Genomic DNA, 19269 nt, shown 5'->3' on the forward strand with positions numbered 1-19269 from the left:
CGCCATTTTCCGCCCGCGCAATCGTACCAAAGTTGCATTCCGGGACGCCGCCCAGCGGGGATACCCTGGCCTCCCGAAACCGAGCGAGTGCAAACCCGCGATGCGTTTCAGCCTATGGTTACCCTCCTTGATGCAGATCGCCTTGCTGGCCGGCGGGCTGTGCGCCTCGCCGGCCGCCTTTTCGCAGGAAGCATCCGCAGACCTCTCGACCGTCCGCATCGCCTACCTGACGCAGGCGATCGAGCATCCCCCCGCCCTGTCCAACCTCGACGAACCGCCTGCCGACGAAGGATTGGCCGGCGCCCGTCTCGCCGTGGCGGACAACAACAGCACGGGCCGCTTCCTCAAGCAGCGCTTCGCGCTGGAGGCGGTGACCGTCCCTATCGACGGCGACCCGGCGCAGGCGCTGCGCGACCTCGCCGCCGCCGGGCACCGCATCGTCGTGCTGGACCTGCCCGGCGAGACGCCCGGCGCGCTGGCCCGCCTGCCGGAGGCCGCGAACCTGCTGCTGTTCAACGCCGGCTCCACCGACGACAGCCTGCGCAACGCGCTGTGCGCGCCCAACCTGCTGCACACCGCCCCCGACCGCGCCATGCTGGCCGACGCGCTGGCCCAGTATCTGGCGGTGAAGCGCTGGACGAAATGGCTGCTGATCGTCGGCACCCGGCCCGAGGACCGGCTCTACGCCGCCGCGGTGAAGCGGGCCGCCAAGCGCTTCGGCGCTGAAGTGGTGGAGGAGAAGACCTGGAGCGAGGACCACGACGCCCGCCGCACCGCCCAGGCCGAAATGCCGGTCTTCACCCAGGGCAAGCGGCACGACGTGGTGATCGTCGCCGACGAGATCGGCGATTTCGGCGACTACGTCCTGTACCGCACCTGGGAGCCGCGCCCGGTCGCCGGCACGCAGGGCCTCGTCCCCACCAACTGGCACCGCGCCCACGAGGCGTGGGGGGCCGCGCAGCTCCAGTCCCGCTTCAAGGCCGCCGCCCAGCGCACCATGCTGCCCCGCGACCACGCGGTCTGGGCGGCCATCCGCGCGGTGGGCGAGGCGGCGACCCGCACCCGCTCCACCGACCCCGCGGCGCTGGCCGCCCACATCCGCGGTCCGGACTTCACGCTGGCCGCCTTCAAGGGCGTGCCGCTGTCCTTCCGCAGCTGGGACGGGCAGCTCCGCCAACCGGTGCTTCTCGCCGCCGACCGCTCGCTGGTGTCCGTCTCGCCGCAGGACGGCTTCCTGCACCCCCGGACCGAACTCGACACGCTGGGCCAAGACCAGCCCGAAACGGGTTGCCGCCGCTGACCCATCTCCAACATTTCCGCCAAAGAGGACGTCGCCCCGATGACCACCGCCCGCTCCCTTCTCCTCGCCGCGCTGCTGGCCGGCTGCGCCGTCCCCGCCTTGGCGGAGACCGTCTATGTCTCGAACGAGAAGGACAACACCCTGTCCATCATCGACGGCGCGACGCTGACGGTGACGGAGACGGTGAAGGTCGGGCGGCGCCCCCGCGGCATCACGCTGAGCGCGGACGGCAAGCATCTCTACATCTGCGCCAGCGACGACGACACGGTGCAGGTGATGGACCTCGCGACCAAAAAGATCCTGCACAACCTGCCTTCGGGCGAGGACCCGGAGCTGTTCGCCCTGCACCCCGACGGCAAGCAGCTGTTCATCGCCAACGAGGAGAGCAACGTCGTCACCATCGTGGACGTGCCCAGCCGCCGCGTCGCCTATCAGGTGGATGTCGGCGTGGAGCCGGAAGGCATGGCGGTCAGCCCCGACGGCAAATGGGCGGTGAACACGTCGGAGACGACGAACATGGTCCATTGGATCGACACGGAGAAGCGCGCCGTCGTCGACAACACGCTGGTCGACGCCCGCCCGCGCTACGCCCAGTTCAGCAAGGACGGCGGCCGCCTGTGGGTGTCGGCGGAGATCGGCGGCACCCTGTCGGTGATCGACACGGCCGACCGCAAGGTGGCGCAGACCATCCGCTTCAAGATCAAGGGCGTGCCGCAGGACCGCATCCAGCCCGTGGGAATCAAGCTGACCGACGACGGGCGCTACGCCTTCGTGGCGCTCGGCCCGGCCAACCACGTCGCGGTGGTGGATGCCCAGACTTTCGCGGTGAAGGACTATCTGCTGGTCGGCCGCCGCGTCTGGCAGCTCGACCTGTCGCCCGACCAGAAGCGGCTCTACGCCACCAACGGCGTCTCGGGCGACGTGTCGGTGATCGACGTGGACAGCCTGAAGGTCGTCAAGTCGATCAAGGTCGGCCGCTACCCCTGGGGCGTCGCGGTGAAGGGCTGAGCCGTTGAAAGGATAAAGGCATGGCCGAACCGGCGCTGTCGGTCGAAGGGTTGAGCTACGCCTACGGGCGCGGAGCCTTCGCGCTGAAGGACGTATCGCTGGCGGTCGGGGCGGGGTCCTTCACCGCCCTGCTCGGCCCCAACGGGGCGGGCAAGACGACGCTGTTCGCGCTGATCACCCGCCTGTTCGAATCGCCGGGCGGCACCATCCGCATCGGCGGCGTTGATCTGCGGCGGGAGCCGGCCCGGGCGCTGGCCCGCATGGGGGTGGTGTTCCAGCAGCCGACGCTCGACCTCGACCTGACGGTGCGGCAGAACCTGCTCTATTTCGCCGCCCTGCACGGCATCCCCCGCCGCACCGCCGAGGCGCGGGCGCGGGAGTCGCTGGAGCGGCTGGGCATGGCAGAGCGCGTCGGCGAGACGGTGCGGGCGCTGAACGGCGGGCACCGCCGCCGGGTGGAGCTGGCCCGCGCGCTGCTGCACGAGCCGGCCCTGCTGGTGCTGGACGAGCCGACCGTCGGGCTGGACGTCCCGGCGCGCCGCGCCATCGTCGAGCATGTCCACGCGCTGTGCCGGGAACGCGGCATCGCCGTGCTCTGGGCCACCCACCTGATCGACGAGATCGGCGAGGGCGACCGCGTGGTGGTGATCCACCGCGGCCGGGTCCGCGCCGCCGGGCCGGTGACGGAGGTGAACCGCGCGACCGGGGCGGACACGCTGACCGAGAGCTTCACCCGGCTGACCGCGAAGGAGGCGGCGTGACGGCCTTCGCCCACAATTCCCCCGCCCATTATGCCCGCGCCCTCGGCGGGATCGTCGGGCGTGAGGTGCTGCGCTTCGTCCACCAGCGGGAGCGCTTCCTGTCGGCGCTGGTCCGCCCGCTGCTCTGGCTGTTCGTCTTCGCGGCGGGCTTCCGCGCGGCGCTGGGTATCGCCATCACCCCGCCCTACGAGACCTACATCCCCTACGAGGTCTACATCGTCCCCGGCCTTGCCGGGATGGTGCAGCTGTTCAACGGGATGCAAAGCTCGCTGTCGATGGTCTACGACCGCGAGATGGGCAGCATGCGGATGCTGCTGGTCAGCCCCCTGCCCCGCTGGTTCCTGCTGACGGCGAAGCTGCTGGCCGGGACGGCGGTGTCGATCCTCCAGGTCTACACCTTCCTCGCCGTCGCCTGGGTCTACGGGGTGCAGGCGCCGCCGCTCGGCTATCTCACGGTGCTGCCGGCGCTGGTGGTCAGCGGGCTGATGCTGGGGGCGCTGGGGATGCTGCTGTCCTCGGCCATCCGGCAACTGGAGAATTTCGCCGGCGTGATGAACTTCGTCATCTTCCCGACCTTCTTCCTGTCCACCGCGCTCTATCCCCTGTGGAAGATGCAGGAGGCCGGGGAGATTCTCTACTTCCTGTGCACCGTCAACCCCTTCAGCCAAGCGGTCGAGCTGATCCGCTTCGCGCTGTATCTGGACGTGAACCTGCCGGCGCTGGGCTGGACGGTGCTGGCGCTGGCGCTGTTCCTCGGCGGCGCGATCTACGGCTACAACCCGGCGCAGGGCTTCCTGGCGCGCAAGACCGGCGGGGAGTAGGAAGACCCCACCCTCACAGGAGGCTGCCGAACCCGTTGGTGATCGGGTAGCGGCGCTCGCGGCCGAACGGACGCCGGGTGATCTTCGGGCCGGGAGGCGCCTGGCGGCGCTTGTATTCGGCCCGATGCAGCATGCCCCAGACCGCGTTCACCACCTCCGGCGCGTGGCCGCGGGCGACGATCTCCGCGACGCCCAGCTCCTCCTCGATCAGGCAGCGCAGGATGTCGTCCAGCGCCTCGTAGGGTGGCAGCGTGTCCTGGTCGGTCTGGCCGGGGCTCAGCTCCGCCGTCGGGGCCTTGACCAGCACCCGCTCCGGCACGACGCGGCCGGCCGGGCCGAGCGCGCCCTCCGGCACGTGCGCGTTGCGCCAGCGCGCCAGCGCGTAGACCGTCGTCTTGTAGACGTCCTTCAGAACGGCGAAGCCGCCGCACAGGTCGCCGTAGAGCGTGGCGTAGCCGACCGACATCTCCGACTTGTTGCCGGTGGACAGCACCATGGGGCCGAACCTGTTGGACAGCGCCATCAGCGTCACGCCGCGCGACCGCGCCTGGAGGTTCTCCTCGGTCACGTCCGGGTCGCGCCCCGCGAAGGCCGGCCGCAGCATCCGCTCGAACGCCTCCATCGCCGGCAGGATGGAAACGGTGTCGAGTCGGCAACCCAGCAGCTCCGCCGACTCCACGGCGTCCTCCTGGCTCTCCGGCGCGGTGTGGGGCGACGGCATCATCACGCCGTGCACCCGTTCGGCGCCCAGCGCGTCCACCGCGATGGCCGCCGCCAGCGCCGAGTCGATGCCGCCCGACAGGCCGAGGATGACGCCGGGGAAGCGGTTCTTGGCCACATAATCGCGCAAGGCCAGCACCAGCGCCGCGTAGATCGATTCCAACCCGTCCGGCGGGGCGACGCACTCCGTGTCGGCGCAGCTCCACACATCGTCCTCGCCACGCTCCCAGCGGGTGACCAGCAGATGCTCGGCGAAGGCGGGGGCCTGCGCGACCAGCCGGCAATCGGCGCCCAGCGCGAAGCTGGCGCCGTCGAAGACCAGCTCGTCCTGCCCGCCCACCTGATTGACGTAGAGCAGCGGCAGGCCGGACTCGGTGACCCGCCGCACGGCGAGCTGCACGCGCTGGTCGTGGTTGCCCAGCTCGAACGGGCTGCCGTTGGGAACCACCAGGATCTCCGCCCCGCTTTCCGCCAGCGTCTCGATCACGTCGGCGGACCACATGTCCTCGCCGATCGGAACGCCCAGCCGCACGCCCCGGACGTTGATCGGGCCGGGCAGCGGGCCGGGAACGAAGACGCGCTTCTCGTCGAAGACGCCGCAGTTCGGCAGGTCCACCTTGAAGCGGGTCGCCGCGATCCGCCCGCCGTCGAGCAGCAGGGCGGCGTTGTGGCGCTTGCCGCCGTCGCGCCAGGGCGCGCCGACCAGCAAGGCCGGGCCGCCGTCCGCCGTCTCGGCGGCGAGGTCACGCACCGCCTGTTCCACCACGTCCAGGAAGAAGGGCTTCAGCACCAGATCCTCCGGCGGGCAGCCGGTCACCGCCAGCTCCGGGCAGACCATCAGGTCGGCACCGCGCGCGGCGGCCTCCGCCCGCGCGGTGCGGATGCGCTCGATGTTGGCGGTGATGGCGCCGACGGTCGGGTTGATCTGGGCCAGCGCGATGGAAAGGCGGTCGGTCATGGCGGCGTCGTCCGGTTAGGCGGCGGATCGGCGATACCGTAGCAGCCGGAGGCGGAGGGCGGAAGCGGCGCACGGCCGCAGCGGAACCGCGCCACCGCACGCTGTGTTGCCGCAAGGACAGGACGCCAACAGAAGGATGACCGGCCATGCAACAGTCCGGGCAGGGTTCCGGTGCCACGACCTCCGTCTGGATGGACCGCGGCGGGGCGGCGATGCCCGCGGGGACGGTCGCCCCCACCGCCGCGGCGCTGGGCGTCCTGACGCCGGACGTGATCGTCGTCGGGGCGGGCATCGCCGGGGTGACCACCGCCTATCTGCTGCAGCGCTCCGGCAAGTCGGTGCTGCTGCTGGACGACGGGCCGCCGGGCGGCGGCGAGACCGGGCGCACCACGGCGCATCTCTCCGACGTCATCGACGACCGCTTTACCGAGATGGAGCGGCTGCACAGCGAGTCCGGCGCCCGCATGGCGGCGGAAAGCCACGGCGCCGCCATCGACACCATCGAGCGGATCGCCCGCGAGGAGGGCATCGACTGCGGCTTCGCCCGGCTGGACGGTTATCTGATGCTGGCGCCGGGGCAGGACCCCGCCGGGCTGGACCGCGAGCGCGACGCCGCCCGCCGCGCCGGGCTGGACGATGTGGAGCGGTTGGACGCCCCGCCCATCCGGCATCCCGGCCCCTGCCTGCGCTTCCCCCGGCAGGCGCGCGTCCACGCGCTGGACTATCTGGCCGGGCTGACCCGCGCCTTCCTGGCGCGCGGCGGCGCGCTGGCCACCGGAGCGCACGTCTCCACGGTCCGGCAGGACGGCGAGCGCGTGCGCGTCGAGGCCGGACCGGATCACGCGCTGGTGGAGGCCGACGCGGTGGTCGTCGCCACCAACTCCCCGATCAGCGACCGCTTCGCCATCCATTCCAAGCAGGCGCCCCACCGCACCTACGCCATCTCGCTGCGGGTGCCGAAGGGCAGCGTGCCCGACGCCCTCTATTGGGACACGCTCGACACCTATCATTACGCGCGGCTCCAGCCGGAGGACGACCACGACCGGCTGATCGTCGGCGGCGAGGACCACAAGACCGGCGAGGCCCGCGACATGGCGGAGCGCTGGGCCGCGCTGGAGGCCTGGACGCGCGCGCATTTCCCCCAGGCCGGGGCGGTCGAGCACCGCTGGTCCGGGCAGGTGATGGAGCCCTTCGACGGGCTGGCCTTCATCGGCCCCGACCCGGCCTATGGCGGGCGGGTGTTCGTCGCGACCGGCGACAGCGGCATGGGGATGACCCACGGCACCATCGCCGGGCTGGTCCTGTGCGAGCTGATCCACGGCAGCGGCAGCCCGTGGGCCGCCCTGTACGATCCCGGCCGCAAGATGACCAACAAGCTCGGCACCTATCTGCGGGAGAACCTCGACGTGGCCCGCCACTTCCTGCCCTACGTGCAGGGGCCGGAGCTGGAAGGGGAGGACCGCATCCAACCCGGCCAGGGGGCGGTGCTGAAATCGGGCGTCTGGCCCATCGCCGTGTTCCGCGACGAGACGGGGGCGCTGCACCGCCGCTCGGCCATCTGCCCCCACCTGAAATGCGTGGTGCGCTGGAATCCCGGCGAGCGGAGCTGGGACTGCCCCTGCCACGGCTCCCGCTTCGCGGTGGACGGGACGGTCCTGAACGGTCCGGCCACCCAACCCCTTGCGCCCGTGGAGGACTCCGCAAGCAAAAACTGATAAAATCCTTCGAAACCGAAGAGTTTCGACCGGGCGTTGCAGGAGCCCTGCGACGAATTAACCTGTGGTAAAGGACTCCGGTAGGATCATACCCTTACGGCGAAACGATCACGCGCGGGAGGCGGCGATGTATTACTCGGAGATGTCCGGACCGACAGGGACGACCAGCACGGTCCTGCAGCAGGCGAACAACGCCAAGAAGGCAACCGAGAGCAAGGCCGCGGACGGCGCCAAGGCCGCCGCCACGACCACCACCGACGCCGCGACTCCCGCGAAAAGCGCCAGCCCGGCCTACACGATCAGCCAGTCGATGGAAAACCTGCTCGACAACCTGTCCGGCAAGAAGCCGGCGGCGGGCGGCGACGGCGCCAACGCCGGTGCCGCGGGCGATGCGGCCACCGGCAACAAGACGGGCGCGCAGGCGATGGCTGACCGGGCCAAGCAGGCCGAGCAGATCATGCAGAAGGCGCTGGAGCAGTCCAAGGGCCTCTCCGGCCTGTTCGAGAAGGCCATCGACAACATGGCCGGCGACCTCGGCAGCCTGCTCGGCGGGCTGGGCATGTCGGACGACGACGTGAAGGGCGCCGTCGGCGATTTCGGCAGCGCCATGAAGGACAAGCTGAAGTCCATGGACTTCAGCCAGATGGGCATGAGCATGGAGGAAGCCCGGTCCCAGTGGTCGATCGAGTCCCGGGGCATGGAGCTGACCATCCAGGACGGCGACAAGTCGGTCCGCATCTCCTTCGCCAAGTCCACCCTGGACTTCACCCGCGAGGACCGCGGCCTGTCGGCCACGCTGAACGCGGACGGTTCGGGCAGCGCCATGTTCTCCGCCGCCACCACCAAGGTGTCCGGCAAGGCCACCGGCATGATCGTCCGCGCCAACGGCTTCAGCGACGACGAGATCAAGGGCGTCCTGGAAAAGCTGAACGGCATGGCCGCGAAGGGTGGAATGAGCGGCCTCGGCGCCCTGACTCCGACCAAGAGCGCCGACGGCGTGATGCACCTGAACCTCGACCTGTCGCAGCCCATCGCCGGGCTGACCGACGGCAGCAGCGCCGCCAAGGGCGCCGCCGCGGCGGACGCCCTCCAGAAGGTCGACATCACGGCGTGACGGGTCGCGGGCTCTTCTCCCGGAAAGGGCGCCCGCAAAAGGGGTGCGATCTGTGATAACGGGGGCCGGCGCTTGCCGTCGAGCCGGCTCCCTGTATAGAAGCGGCTTTCGCTGTTTCGGAGATCCGCTTCCCCATGACCGACCGCCCCACGACCGACCGCGACGCCGTCCTGGCCGCGAACCGGGCTTTCTACCAGGCCTTCACCGGGCGTGACTTTCCCGCCATGGACCGGCTGTGGGCCTCCCGCCTGCCCGTGTCCTGCATCCATCCCGGCTGGACCATCCTGTTCGGCCGGGAGGCGGTGGTGTCGAGCTGGCAGGACGTGCTGCGCTCCCCCCGCGGCCCGGCGGTGCAGGCGCGCAACGAACGCGTCAGCCTGTACGGCGACACTGCGGTCGTGCTGTGCGAGGAGATCGTGGGAGACGCCGTTCTGGCCGCGACCAACCTGTTCGCGCGCGAGGACGGCGAATGGCGGCTGGCCCACCACCAGGCCGGACCGGTCGCCGAGCCGGCCTCGCAGATCCTGACGCCTCCCGACCGCCCGCCGCCCGGCGGCCTGCTGCACTGACCGCGGCTCCTCCTTCCCCTCGCGCCTTCAGCGGCGCTCCGCCGCCCTCTCCAGCTGCCAGATCAGGTCGCCCACCACCCGGTCGGCGGCGACTCGCTCCGGATCGCTGTTGGTCAGGGCCACCGCGGCCCAGCGGTGGGCGCGTGAGAAGGCGATGTAGGCGTTGAAGCCGCCGGTGGAACCGGAATGCCAGAGGATCGGCGTTCCGTCCGCCGCCCAGGCGACGAACCAGCCCAGCGCCATCGCCCCCTGCCCCAGCGCCCCCGGATCGCGCAGCGCCCGCCCGTCCACCTGCACCGACTGGGCGAGCGCCAGCGTCGCGGCGGTGTCGCCGTCGCAAGCGGTCTTTCCCAGGCCGGCGCAATCGCCCATGTTGGCGCGCAGCCAGCGCAGCAGGTCGTCGGCGGTGGAGTAAAGGCCGAAGGAGGGCTGCATGGCCGGCGCCTCCCAGTCCGGCACCACCTGCCCGCGGGCGTGGCCCACCGCCTTGCGGGCGCGCTGCCCGGCCGTGGGCGCCAGGGTGGTGTCGGTCATTCCGAAGCGGTCGGTGACCACCCGTTTCAGCAGCGTCTCGTAGGGAATGCCCGACGCGGTGGACAGCGCCTCCCCCAGCACCGCCATGCCGACGTTGGAGTAGCGGAAGCGCGTGCCCGGCGGCACCGTCAGGCTGAAGCCGGACAGCCACGCCCCCACCTCCTCCCGCGTCAGCGGCTTGTAGGGGTTGCGCGGGTCCTCCAGCCGGCTCCAGGAGAAGCGCGGAGTCTCCGGCACGTTGGGCAGCCCCGCCGTGTGGGTGGCGAGGTCGAGCAGGCGGATCGGCGTGCCGTCGAAGTCCGGGGCGTGGACCGGCTTGGGCAGGTGGCGGGCCAGCGGATCGGTCGGGGCGACGCGCCCGGCGCGGATCAGCTCCGCCAGGATGGTGCCGGTGAAGGGTTTGGTCAGCGAGGCGATCTGGAACAACGTGCGCCCGTCCGGCGGGCCGCCATCGGGCCGCCCGCTGTCGCCGCGCCCGACGACGAGGCTGCGCCCGTCGTGGATCACCCCGACGACGATGCTGCCCGCCCCCGCCTCCTCAAGACGGCGGTCGGCCAACGCCGTCACCGCCTCCCGAAGACGGTCCGGAGGCACCGCGTCCGCCGGGGCCGGGGCCGTCGCCCAGACGGTGAGCGCAAGAAACGACACGACACCGAGCACCGGCCCCCGCATCCCCACCCTCCGTCATCGGCGCGCGGAATGGGCGCGCTTGAGGGAAGAGTGGGAAGCCGTCCCGCCCGCGGGTACGCCCGCGGACGGACATCACGCCAACGGAGCAGGCCGCGCCGGGCGGGTTAGACCGGTGAGGCCCCGCCCACCCGGCCGAAATCTACCCGGCCAATTTCTGCTCGGCCAATTTCTGCTCGGCCAATTTTTACTCGGTCGGAATTTCCGCCAGCGGCGGGCGGCGGTCCTTGACGATGGTCAGCGGCACGTCGTCGGCGGCGATCTCGATGATCGGCTGGCCGCCCAGCAGGCTGGGGCACTGCTTGACCTGGGTGAAGGCCATGAAGAAGTCGGCCTTGCGCCAGTCCATCCCGGTGCCGTTGACCAGCTTCAGCCAGGGCGGCAACTCGAAGCGCACGGCCAGCGTGTTGCCGCAGACCGACAGGGTGTACTGGCGCGGCGGCGCCTTGCCGCCGTTCTCACGCTCCACCAGGGCGACCAGCTCGGCCAGCGCCTCGTGCTGGGAATTGCCCCAGTAATCCAGCTCGAACCGGCCCTCGGCGCCCTTCAGCCCACCGGTGAACTGGTTGTAGTAGACGTACTGGTTCGGGTGCATGGCGCCGAGCTGCCACGCGTACAGCACGGCCACCGCGATGGCCGCCGCCCCGTACGCCTGCCCCGTACGCCGGCCCAGCGCCTCGGCCCCGCTCCACAGCCGGTCGAAGGCGATGCCGGCCAGCACCGCCATCGGCGGCGCCACGAACAGAAAATGGCGGATGCCGTTGTAAACGGACGGGCGCATCAGCATGAACAGGATCACCGGCAGGAAGGCCGCCAGCGCCAGCGGCACCCAGCGCACCGCGCCGAAGGCGCCGTCCACGCTCCGCCAGCCGCCGCGCACCACCCACAGGGCGGCCAGCGCCACCGCGGCCAGGGTGCCCAGCAGCACCGCCTCCGGCAGCTTCACCCCCAGATAGACCGGCAGGTAGAGCGCCGGCGGGGCGGCGGAGCTGACCATCTGCCCCATGAACAGCGTCTGGATGTCGATGGGGAAGTGCGAGACGACGCGCAGCGCCTCCAGCGGGTTCAGCGGCTTCTGCACCGCCCAGGGCCAGAACAGCGCCATCACCGCGTAGGCCAGCGGAATCGCCGGCAGCAGCGGCGGCACGGAGCGCCGGACGACGCCGAACGCCGGCCGCAGCCCGCCCTGCCACGCCACCAGCACCACATAGAGCGCCAGCGCCACGGCGAGGTAGAAACCGGCCAGCACCCCGCCCACCCGGATCGACAGGGTCAGGCCCAGCGCCAGCCCGAACTTCAGCACGGCGCTGCGGCGCGGGGCCGGCATCTGGCCGATGATCCGGGTGGCGAAATAGAGCGTCCACACCATGCCCGCGGCGAAGGGCACGTCCTTGGTGTTGTTGAACATGGCGCCGTAATAGACGCCCGACAGCGCCAGCAGCGCCGCCGCCAGGAAGCCCGCCCGCGGCCCGGCGAGGAGCCGGGCGTAGCGCCAGCAGCCGGCGATGCCCAGCACCCCGACCAGCGCGCAGAGCAGGTGGCGCGTCTCGTACTCCTCGAAAGGCGAGATCGGGACCAGCAGGGCGGTCACCAAGTCGAACAGCCCGCCATACAGGTACAGGTCCTTGAAATGGAAGGCCGACCGGTCGGTGAAGCCGGACAGGTAGAAGGACAGCAGCTTCTTGCCGTAGATGTGCTGCACCTCCTCGTCGGTGCTGATCCCGTAGTTCCGGAAGGTCAGCGCGGCGAGGATGATCAGGCACAGCAGAAGCGCGCGCGCCATGTCGTCCCACAGGGCGCCGGCGCGGCGCTGCGACAGGGCGCCCGCCGGGGGCGTCGCCCCGAGGGATTTCAGGCCGATCGGCGGCATCAGACTCATGAAGGGCGGTCCTCGCTTCCGGGCCGGCGCCAAGCGCCCGCATTGGCCCCCGGATTGACCGCTTGATTGGGTGCGGGAGCCGCAGCCTCGTCCTCGAAGCCATGCGCGGAGCGGACGATGTAGAGGGGGCGCCCCTTCACCTCGTTGAACACGCGGCCGAGATAATCGCCGATGACGCCCAGCGTGACGAGCTGGATGCCGCCCATGAACAGCACCGCGGCCAGCAGCGATTCATAGCCGGGCACGTCGATGCCGTAGATCAGGGTGCGCAGCAGGCGCATCAGGATGTAGACGAAGGCGAAGCCGGAGATCGCCATGCCCACCAGGCTCCACACCCGCAGCGGGAAGGTGGAGAAGGCGGTCAGCCCGTCGAAGGACAGGCTGAGCAGCTTCAGGAATCCCCATTTGGTGTCGCCGCCGGCGCGCTCCCCCTGCTGGTAGGGGATGCTGGCCTGACGGAAGCCGACCCAGGCGAAGATGCCCTTCATGAAGCGCGTGCGTTCCGGCATGCGGTTGATGACGTCGACCACCCGCCGGTCCATCAGCCGGAAGTCGCCGACCTCGCGCGGCAGCTTGACCTCCGACAGGTTGTCGAAGATCCAGTAGAAGGCGCGGGCGAACGCCCGGTGCTTCAGGCTCTGCCCAACCCGCGCGTGGCGCACGGCGACGACCACGTCGTAGCCCTCGCGCCATTTGGCGAGGAACTGGGGCAGCAGCTCCGGCGGGTGCTGCAGGTCGGCGTCCATCGGCACCACGGCGTCGCCGGTGGTGTGGCGCAGCCCGGCCGACAGGGCCAGTTCCTTGCCGAAGTTGCGCGACAGGTCGACCACCTTGACGCGCGGATCGGCGTCATGGACGTCCAGCAGACGGTCGAGCGTGTCGTCGCGGCTGCCGTCGTTGACGCAGACCACCTCCCAATCGGCGTCGAGCCGGTCGAGAACGGGCACCAGCCGCTCGAACAGCGCCGCGATGTTGGGGCCTTCGTTGTAGAAGGGGATCACCACCGACAGGCGCCCCCGCTTCGTGCGGGCGGAGCGCGACGGCTTCGGGACGGAAGCGGCATCGCCGGGGGTGGGAGCGGGTTTGGCTGCGGGGATGGCGGAAGCCGCCAGAGTGGGCGCGTCGGTCAGGGACATGGCCGGCCGTTGGGTCAGATGATCACGAGCCGGGTCGGAGGGGTCCAGGCAGGCGTCCCCGGCGGGGCGCTTCGCCCTTTGGCATATAGCACGATACATGTGGATGAGCAAAACGCCTCTATTGTGACCATCCACGGCCTAAGCCGTGACCAGCACACCGCTGGAACCGGCGCCGGAACGGTCCGTCGCTGGTGGGCTAACGCCACGGTCCCGACAAATATTCCAAGGCCCCGCGAAACCGCCAGAACCCGGAAGGATAAGGACATCCCCAAGCGTGCGCGGAGGGGGGCCATGCCCGTTTTCGGGGACCGGAAACCAGTTGGCACACTTAATGAATTGGTAAGCGGAGGCTGCCATGTTTTGTACCTAAACCATCAGCCTCATCCGGAGTTTTCCCGATCATGAGCCTGTTCAACCATCTTCGGGTCGGCACAAAGATCACCACGGCGAACGCCGGAGCCCTCCTCTTCCTGGTCGCCATCGGGGGCATCGGGGTCTATGCCCTGATGGACGCCAAGCACGGCTTCGCGACCTATCAGACCCTGGCCCGCCAGACCACCGAGGTCGGGCGCATCCAGGCGACGATGCTGGAGGTCCAGCTTCAGGCCAAGACCTTCCTGCTGACCGGCAGCGAGGAGGCCGCCCACACGGTGGACTCGCTGGCCGCCGACCTCGACGGGCGGATCGACGAGGCCAAGTCACTCTTCACCGAGCCGGCGCTGAACCGCACGGTGACCCAGATGGCCAACGAGCTGGACCAGTACCGCGAGGCCTTCACCCGGATCATGGAGTTCCAGGCGACCCGCAACGAGGCGGCGGCGGAGCTTGTGGACCTCGGGGCCAAGATGGAGAAGGCGCTGAGCGGCGTCATGGACAGCGCCTACGCCGACGGCGACACCGAGGCCGCCTATCAGGCGGGCATGGCGGCGCGGCACTTCCTGGCCGCCCGCAACGCCGTCAACCGCTTCCTGACCGACGGCTCGCCGGAGAGCGCCGACAGCTTCCGCAAGGATCTGCAGAGCGCCCGCGAGCGCGGCAACGCGATGCTCGCCAAGCTGACCGAGCTGGAGCGCCGCCGCGGCGCCTCGTCCTTCCTGGCCTACCAGCGCGTCTTCGCCACCCAGTTCGAGAAGGCGGTCGTCGCCACCACCAAGCGGGACGAGCTGGTCTCGCAGGTGCTGGAGACGCTCGGCCCGACCGTCAACGCGCGGGTCGAGCAGCTGCGCGACGCCAGCGCCCGCCAGCAGGCGGCGCTCGGCACCACCGCCACGGAGAACATCGACCGCGCCCGGACGATGACCACCGCCGCCGCCGCGGTCGCCGTCCTGCTCGGCCTGATCTCCGCCCTGCTGATCGGGCGCGGCCTGTCGCGGCCCATCGTCTCGATGACCGACACCATGACCCGGCTGGCCGGCGGCGACCGCCGGGTGGACGTGCCCGGCCTGGACCGCGGCGACGAGATCGGTGGCATGGCCAAGGCCGTGGAGGTCTTCAAGCACAGCCTGATCGAGGCCGACCGCATGGCCGCCGAGCAGGCCGCCGAGCATGAGACCCGCCGCGAGCGGTCGGAGCGCATCGACGCCCTGACCCGCGAGTTCGACCGCATGGTGATGGAGGTGCTGTCCCGCGTCTCCTCCGCCGCCACGCAGCTCAACAGCACGGCCCAGGGGATGTCGGCCACCGCCGAGCAGACCACCCGCCAGGCCAGCGCCGTCGCCGCCGCCTCCACCCAGGCCACCGCCAACGTGGAGACCGTCGCCGCCGCCGCCGAGGAGCTGTCCAGCTCGATCCAGGAGATCAGCCGGCAGGTCGCCCAGAGCAACAGCATCGCCGGTCAGGCGGTCAGCACCGCCGAGCGGACCGACGCCACCGTGCGCGGGCTGGTCGACGCCGCCCAGCGCATCGGCGAGGTGGTGCAGCTCATCAACGACATCGCCAGCCAGACCAACCTGCTGGCGCTGAACGCCACCATCGAGGCCGCCCGCGCCGGCGAGGCCGGAAAGGGCTTCGCCGTGGTGGCGAGCGAGGTGAAGAACCTCGCCAACCAGACCGCCAAGGCGACCGAGGACATCGCGGGCCAGATCGCCGGCATCCAGCAGGTCAGCCGCGAGGCCGCCGGGGCCATCGCCGAGATCGGCCGCGTGATCGGCGAGATCAGCCACATCTCCACCACCATCGCCGCCGCGGTCGAGGAGCAGGGAGCGGCCACCCAGGAGATCAGCCGCAACGTCCAGCAGGCCGCCCGCGGCACGCAGCAGGTGTCGGGCAACATCGCCGGGGTGACCCAGGCGGCGGAAGCCACCGGCGACGCCTCTCGCCAGGTGCTCGACGCCGCCGACGGGCTGAGCGGCGAGGCGGAGGGGCTGCGCGGCTTCGTCTCGCGCTTCCTGACCGACATGCGGGCCGCCTGACGGTTTCGTCTTCGCCCCTCCTCCATCCGATTGCGGTGGAGGAGGGGTTTTTCTTGCGCCGCCCCGGCCCTGTTGGGCAAATAGGGGTCATTGCGCACCCCGGACTGCTTTTCCCATCATGATCCTGACCCCGATCCCGGCCGAGACGATGCCGGAGGCCCTGGCGACCTTCGAGCGCCTGCTGGCCGGCAAGCCCCTGCCGCTCGCCGCCTTCCGGCGCATCGCCGCGACTTGGCCGGTGCCCGGCGGCGTCGACACGCCGGAGCAGCGCGCCGAGGCGGTGCGGCTGGCCCACGCCCACGGCATCGGCACGCTGGACGAGCCGCCGAACGCCTCCTTCATGTGGGATGGCGACGTCATCCGCACCGACGTGGAATCGACGGTCATCGTGCATGAGGTCGCCCACTGGCTGGTCGCCGCGCCCGAGCGCCGCGCGCTCTACGACTTCGGCCTGGGGCCGGGTCCGGAAACGACGCTGCGCAAGGAGGCGCGCAGCCAGCAGAAGCTGACCTTCGAGGAATGCATGCACGAGGAGCAGCAGACCTCCCTGCTCGGCGTGCTGTGGGAGGCCGAGTTGGGCCAGCCGGCGATCCTCGCCTTCCTGGAGCAGAACTGGATGGAACGCTGGGAGCGGGAAAGCACCGCCGCCTTCTTCATCCGCCATGTCGAGGAACTCTTCACCCGCGGCCTGATCGACGCCGAGGGCCGCCCGTCCACGGCGCGCGCCTGGGCGGACAAGCGGGCGGACGAACGGATGCGGGCCGCCTGATCTTTGCGCTGCCCATAAATCAATCATAATCCCCTGGAGGCTGGACCGTCATGACCCGCAACCTGCTTACGCTGACCTCCGCGCTGGCCCTGCTCGCCACCCCGGCGGCGGCGGACACGCTGAAGATCGGCATGATCACCACCCTGTCCGGCCCCGGCGCGGGCTTGGGCATCGACATCCGCGACGGCTTCGCGCTGGCGGTGGAGCATGCGGGCGGCAAGCTGGGCGGCCAGGACACCCAGGTCATCGAGGCGGACGACCAGCAGAAGCCGGACGTCGCCGTCGGACTCGCCAACCGCATGGTCGAGCGCGACCGCGTGCAGATGGTGACCGGCGTGGTCTGGTCGAACCTCGCCCTGGCGATGCTGCCGACTCTGGCCGGCGGGCAGACCTTCTTCATCAGCCCCAACGCCGGCCCGTCGCAGCTGGCGGGCGCGCAGTGCAACCCGTACTTCTTCAACGCCGCCTACCAGAACGACCAGATCCACGAGGCCGTGGGCAAGCATGTCCAGGACGAGGGCTTCAAGAAGGTCTACCTGATGGCCCCCAACTACCCGGCGGGCAAGGACGGCCTGGCCGGCTTCAAGCGCTACTACAAGGGCGAGGTCGCCGGCGAGGTCTACACCCAGGTCGGGCAGCTCGACTACGCGGCGGAGCTGGCGCAGCTCAAGGCCGCGGCGCCGGACGCCGTCTACGTCTTCTACCCCGGCGGCATGGGCATCAACTTCATCAAGCAGTATGAGCAGGCCGGGCTGAAGGGTGCCGTGCCGCTGTTCGGCCCCGGCTTCTCCTTCGACCAGGACATCCTGGCGGCGGTCGGCGAATCGGCCCTCGGCGTCAAGAACTCGGCGCAGTGGAGCCCCGATCTCGACAACGCCGCCAACAAGACGTTCGTCGTCGACTTCAAGGCCAAGTACGGGCGCATCCCGTCCATGTACGCCGCCCAGGGCTACGACACGGCGCTGCTGATCGACACGGCGGTGAAGGCGGTCGGCGGCAACCTGAAGGACAAGGACAAGCTGCGCGCCGCGCTGGCCTCGGCGAAGATGGACAGCCTGCGCGGCGCGGTGGCCTTCAACACCAACCACTACCCGATCCACAACATCTACCTGCGCGAGGTGGTGAAGGGCGCGGACGGTGCGGTGACCAACAAGACCGTCGCCACCGTCTTCACCAACCACGCCGACGCCTACGTCAAAGACTGCCCGATGAAGTGAGGCCGAGCCAGGACGCCGGAGAATGGACGCGCTCCTCCTCGTCGAACAGGGGCTGAACGGGCTTCAGCTCGGCGTGATGCTGTTCCTGATGGCCGCCGGGCTGACGCTCGTCTTCGGCATCATGGATCTCATCAACCTCGCCCACGGCACCTTCTACATGGTCGGCGCCTACCTGACGGCGGCGCTGGTGCCGGTGCTGGACAGCTTCCCGCTGGCGCTGGCGGCGGCGGTTCTGCTGACGGCGCTGCTCGGGCTGGTCGTGGAGGCGGTGGCGCTGCGCACGCTCTACCGCCGCGACCACCTGGATCAGGTGCTGGCGACCTTCGGGCTGATCCTGTTCTTCAACGAGCTGGTGAAGATCATCTTCGGCCCGGTCCCCATCTTCCTCAACCCGCCGGCGGCGCTGGCCGGGACGGTGGACCTGTTCGGGCTGAAATACCCGGCCTTCCGGCTGGCCATCCTGGCCGTGGGCATCGCCGTGGCGGTGTTCCTGTGGCTGCTGATCGCCCGCACGCGGGTCGGCATGCTGATCCGCGCCGGCGCCACCAACCGCGAGATGGTGATGGCGCTGGGGGTGGATGTCCGGCTGCTGTTCGGTCTGGTCTTCGCGCTGGGCTGCGGGCTGGCCGGGCTGGCCGGCGCCATGGCCGGGCCGGTGCTGGCCGTGCAGGTCGGCATGGGCGAGCAGATCCTGATCCTGACCTTCGTGGTCATCGTGATCGGCGGCATCGGCTCGATCCGCGGGGCGCTGGCCGGCGCCCTTCTGGTCGGCATGGTGGACACGCTGGGCCGCGCCCTGCTGCCCGCCGCCTTCCGGCTGGTGATGGACGCCGCCAACGCCAGCGCCGCCGGGGCGGCGCTCGCCTCCATGGCGATCTATGTGCTGATGGCGGTGGTGCTGGCGATCAAGCCCAAGGGGCTGTTCCCCGCCCACTGACGGCCCGCCCGCCGACGGCGTGCGTCATGCCCCGCCATAAGCCACAGGGTCGGCCAGTCCGGCCTCCGAGAATCCCTTCAGCCGCAGCAGGCAACTGTCGCAGGAGCCGCAGGCGGTGCCGTCCGGCGCCGGGTCGTAGCAGGAGTGGGTCAGGCCGTAATCCACCCCCAGCGCCATCCCGCGGCGGATGATGCCCGCCTTGTCGAGGGCCATCAGCGGGGCGTGGATCCTGAACCGGCTGGTGCCCTCCACCCCCGCCTTGGTGGCGAGGTTCGCCATGGTCTCGAAGGCGGCGATGTATTCGGGCCGGCAGTCCGGGTAGCCGGAATAATCCAGCGCGTTCACGCCGATGAAGATGTCCGACGCCTCCAGCGTCTCCGCCCAGGCCAGCGCGAAGGACAGGAACACCGTGTTGCGCGCCGGGACGTAGGTTACCGGGATGCCCGTCCCCAGCTCCGCCGCGCTGGCGTGCTTGGGCACGTCGATGGCGTCGGTCAGGGCCGAGCCGCCGAAGGCCCGCAGGTCGATGTCGGCGATGACGTGGCGGTCCACCGCCATGGCCGCGGCGACGCGCCTGGCCGCCTCCAGCTCCACCGCGTGGCGCTGCCCGTAGCGGAAGCTGAGCGCGTTCAGCCGGTACCCCTGCTCCCTGGCGATCGCCAGCACCGTCGTGGAGTCCAGCCCGCCGCTGACCAGCACCACCGCATTCTTCGCGTTCATGTCACCGCCTTTT

Annotated in this window: 16 protein-coding genes; 11 read left to right on the plus strand and 5 right to left on the minus strand. The window is 70.4% G+C overall.

What is annotated here, in order from left to right:
• Positions 1-130 precede the first annotated feature (130 nt).
• Genes ABVN73_RS10065 through ABVN73_RS10080 form a run of 4 tightly spaced genes read left to right on the plus strand, consistent with a single transcriptional unit; the run spans position 131 to position 3890 of the window.
• A complete protein-coding gene (locus ABVN73_RS10065) occupies positions 131-1300 on the plus strand; it encodes an ABC transporter substrate-binding protein (protein WP_353857868.1) in 1170 nt (389 codons plus the stop codon).
• Between the two features lie 39 nt (positions 1301-1339).
• A complete protein-coding gene (locus tag ABVN73_RS10070) occupies positions 1340-2308 on the plus strand; it encodes a YVTN family beta-propeller repeat protein (RefSeq protein WP_353857869.1) in 969 nt (322 codons plus the stop codon).
• Between the two features lie 20 nt (positions 2309-2328).
• Positions 2329-3069 carry an ABC transporter ATP-binding protein gene (locus tag ABVN73_RS10075; protein WP_353857870.1) on the plus strand — a complete coding sequence of 247 codons (741 nt, stop codon included), beginning with the start codon at positions 2329-2331 and terminating at the stop codon, positions 3067-3069.
• Complete coding sequence (locus tag ABVN73_RS10080) at positions 3066-3890, plus strand: ABC transporter permease (protein WP_353857871.1); 825 nt, start codon at positions 3066-3068, stop codon at positions 3888-3890. Before ABVN73_RS10075 ends, ABVN73_RS10080 begins: the two co-directional genes overlap by 4 nt.
• Positions 3891-3903: 13 nt before the next feature.
• Here ABVN73_RS10080 and ABVN73_RS10085 read toward each other — a convergent pair whose 3' ends face one another.
• A complete protein-coding gene (locus ABVN73_RS10085) occupies positions 3904-5568 on the minus strand; it encodes an NAD+ synthase (RefSeq protein ID WP_353857872.1) in 1665 nt (554 codons plus the stop codon).
• 146 nt (positions 5569-5714) lie between these two features.
• Between ABVN73_RS10085 and ABVN73_RS10090 the strand changes: the two genes are divergently transcribed.
• From ABVN73_RS10090 to ABVN73_RS10100, 3 genes are all read left to right on the plus strand, one after another.
• Complete coding sequence (locus tag ABVN73_RS10090) at positions 5715-7283, plus strand: FAD-dependent oxidoreductase (RefSeq protein ID WP_353857873.1); 1569 nt, start codon at positions 5715-5717, stop codon at positions 7281-7283.
• A gap of 142 nt (positions 7284-7425) precedes the next feature.
• Entirely contained in the window at positions 7426-8397 is a 972-nt protein-coding gene (locus ABVN73_RS10095) for a hypothetical protein (RefSeq protein WP_353857874.1), read from the plus strand.
• A 134-nt stretch (positions 8398-8531) separates the two neighbouring features.
• Positions 8532-8966: a nuclear transport factor 2 family protein gene (locus tag ABVN73_RS10100; RefSeq protein WP_353857875.1), complete on the plus strand. Its 435-nt coding sequence runs from the start codon at positions 8532-8534 to the stop codon at positions 8964-8966.
• A 27-nt stretch (positions 8967-8993) separates the two neighbouring features.
• On the opposite strand, the gene ABVN73_RS10105 is transcribed toward ABVN73_RS10100, so the two are convergent.
• From ABVN73_RS10105 to ABVN73_RS10115, 3 genes are all read right to left on the minus strand, one after another.
• The gene (locus tag ABVN73_RS10105) at positions 8994-10148 is read right to left on the minus strand and encodes a serine hydrolase (RefSeq protein WP_353857876.1); all 1155 of its coding nucleotides are present in this window, start codon (positions 10146-10148) and stop codon (positions 8994-8996) included.
• A 226-nt stretch (positions 10149-10374) separates the two neighbouring features.
• On the minus strand, positions 10375-12066 hold the full coding sequence (locus ABVN73_RS10110; protein WP_353857877.1) for a glycosyltransferase family 39 protein: 1692 nt from the start codon (positions 12064-12066) through the stop codon (positions 10375-10377).
• The gene (locus ABVN73_RS10115; RefSeq protein ID WP_353857878.1) at positions 12063-13202 is read right to left on the minus strand and encodes a glycosyltransferase family 2 protein; all 1140 of its coding nucleotides are present in this window, start codon (positions 13200-13202) and stop codon (positions 12063-12065) included. The genes ABVN73_RS10110 and ABVN73_RS10115 overlap by 4 nt, the downstream gene beginning before the upstream one ends.
• A gap of 401 nt (positions 13203-13603) precedes the next feature.
• Here ABVN73_RS10115 and ABVN73_RS10120 point away from each other — a divergent pair, with 401 nt between their 5' ends.
• The 4 genes from ABVN73_RS10120 to ABVN73_RS10135 all read left to right on the plus strand — a co-directional run bounded on the left by ABVN73_RS10120 (position 13604) and on the right by ABVN73_RS10135 (position 18536).
• A complete protein-coding gene (locus tag ABVN73_RS10120; protein WP_353857879.1) occupies positions 13604-15613 on the plus strand; it encodes a HAMP domain-containing methyl-accepting chemotaxis protein in 2010 nt (669 codons plus the stop codon).
• A 118-nt stretch (positions 15614-15731) separates the two neighbouring features.
• A complete protein-coding gene (locus ABVN73_RS10125; protein WP_353857880.1) occupies positions 15732-16382 on the plus strand; it encodes a hypothetical protein in 651 nt (216 codons plus the stop codon).
• Positions 16383-16432: 50 nt separating this feature from the next.
• Positions 16433-17599: an ABC transporter substrate-binding protein gene (locus tag ABVN73_RS10130; RefSeq protein ID WP_353857881.1), complete on the plus strand. Its 1167-nt coding sequence runs from the start codon at positions 16433-16435 to the stop codon at positions 17597-17599.
• Between the two features lie 22 nt (positions 17600-17621).
• Complete coding sequence (locus tag ABVN73_RS10135; RefSeq protein WP_109072288.1) at positions 17622-18536, plus strand: branched-chain amino acid ABC transporter permease; 915 nt, start codon at positions 17622-17624, stop codon at positions 18534-18536.
• Positions 18537-18560: 24 nt separating this feature from the next.
• Here ABVN73_RS10135 and queC read toward each other — a convergent pair whose 3' ends face one another.
• Positions 18561-19256, minus strand: coding sequence for a 7-cyano-7-deazaguanine synthase QueC (gene queC / locus ABVN73_RS10140; protein ID WP_353857882.1), 696 nt, complete (start codon positions 19254-19256; stop codon positions 18561-18563).
• Positions 19257-19269: the final 13 nt, after the last annotated feature.

Source organism: Azospirillum formosense, from assembly GCF_040500525.1.
GTDB classification, from domain to species: Bacteria; Pseudomonadota; Alphaproteobacteria; order Azospirillales; family Azospirillaceae; genus Azospirillum; species Azospirillum formosense_A.

Excerpts from the sequence above, each read along its gene's own strand:
- ABVN73_RS10065 (WP_353857868.1), top strand. The coding sequence starts at position 131 with ATGCAGATCGCCTTGCTGGCCGGCGGGCTGTGCGCCTCGCCGGCCGCC.
- ABVN73_RS10135 (WP_109072288.1), top strand. The coding sequence starts at position 17,622 with ATGGACGCGCTCCTCCTCGTCGAACAGGGGCTGAACGGGCTTCAGCTC.
- ABVN73_RS10090 (WP_353857873.1), top strand. The coding sequence starts at position 5,715 with ATGCAACAGTCCGGGCAGGGTTCCGGTGCCACGACCTCCGTCTGGATG.
- ABVN73_RS10115 (WP_353857878.1), bottom strand. The coding sequence starts at position 13,202 with ATGTCCCTGACCGACGCGCCCACTCTGGCGGCTTCCGCCATCCCCGCA.
- ABVN73_RS10070 (WP_353857869.1), top strand. The coding sequence starts at position 1,340 with ATGACCACCGCCCGCTCCCTTCTCCTCGCCGCGCTGCTGGCCGGCTGC.
- ABVN73_RS10095 (WP_353857874.1), top strand. The coding sequence starts at position 7,426 with ATGTCCGGACCGACAGGGACGACCAGCACGGTCCTGCAGCAGGCGAAC.
- ABVN73_RS10125 (WP_353857880.1), top strand. The coding sequence starts at position 15,732 with ATGATCCTGACCCCGATCCCGGCCGAGACGATGCCGGAGGCCCTGGCG.
- ABVN73_RS10120 (WP_353857879.1), top strand. The coding sequence starts at position 13,604 with ATGAGCCTGTTCAACCATCTTCGGGTCGGCACAAAGATCACCACGGCG.
- queC (WP_353857882.1), bottom strand. The coding sequence starts at position 19,256 with ATGAACGCGAAGAATGCGGTGGTGCTGGTCAGCGGCGGGCTGGACTCC.
- ABVN73_RS10075 (WP_353857870.1), top strand. The coding sequence starts at position 2,329 with ATGGCCGAACCGGCGCTGTCGGTCGAAGGGTTGAGCTACGCCTACGGG.
- ABVN73_RS10110 (WP_353857877.1), bottom strand. The coding sequence starts at position 12,066 with ATGAGTCTGATGCCGCCGATCGGCCTGAAATCCCTCGGGGCGACGCCC.
- ABVN73_RS10130 (WP_353857881.1), top strand. The coding sequence starts at position 16,433 with ATGACCCGCAACCTGCTTACGCTGACCTCCGCGCTGGCCCTGCTCGCC.
- ABVN73_RS10100 (WP_353857875.1), top strand. The coding sequence starts at position 8,532 with ATGACCGACCGCCCCACGACCGACCGCGACGCCGTCCTGGCCGCGAAC.
- ABVN73_RS10085 (WP_353857872.1), bottom strand. The coding sequence starts at position 5,568 with ATGACCGACCGCCTTTCCATCGCGCTGGCCCAGATCAACCCGACCGTC.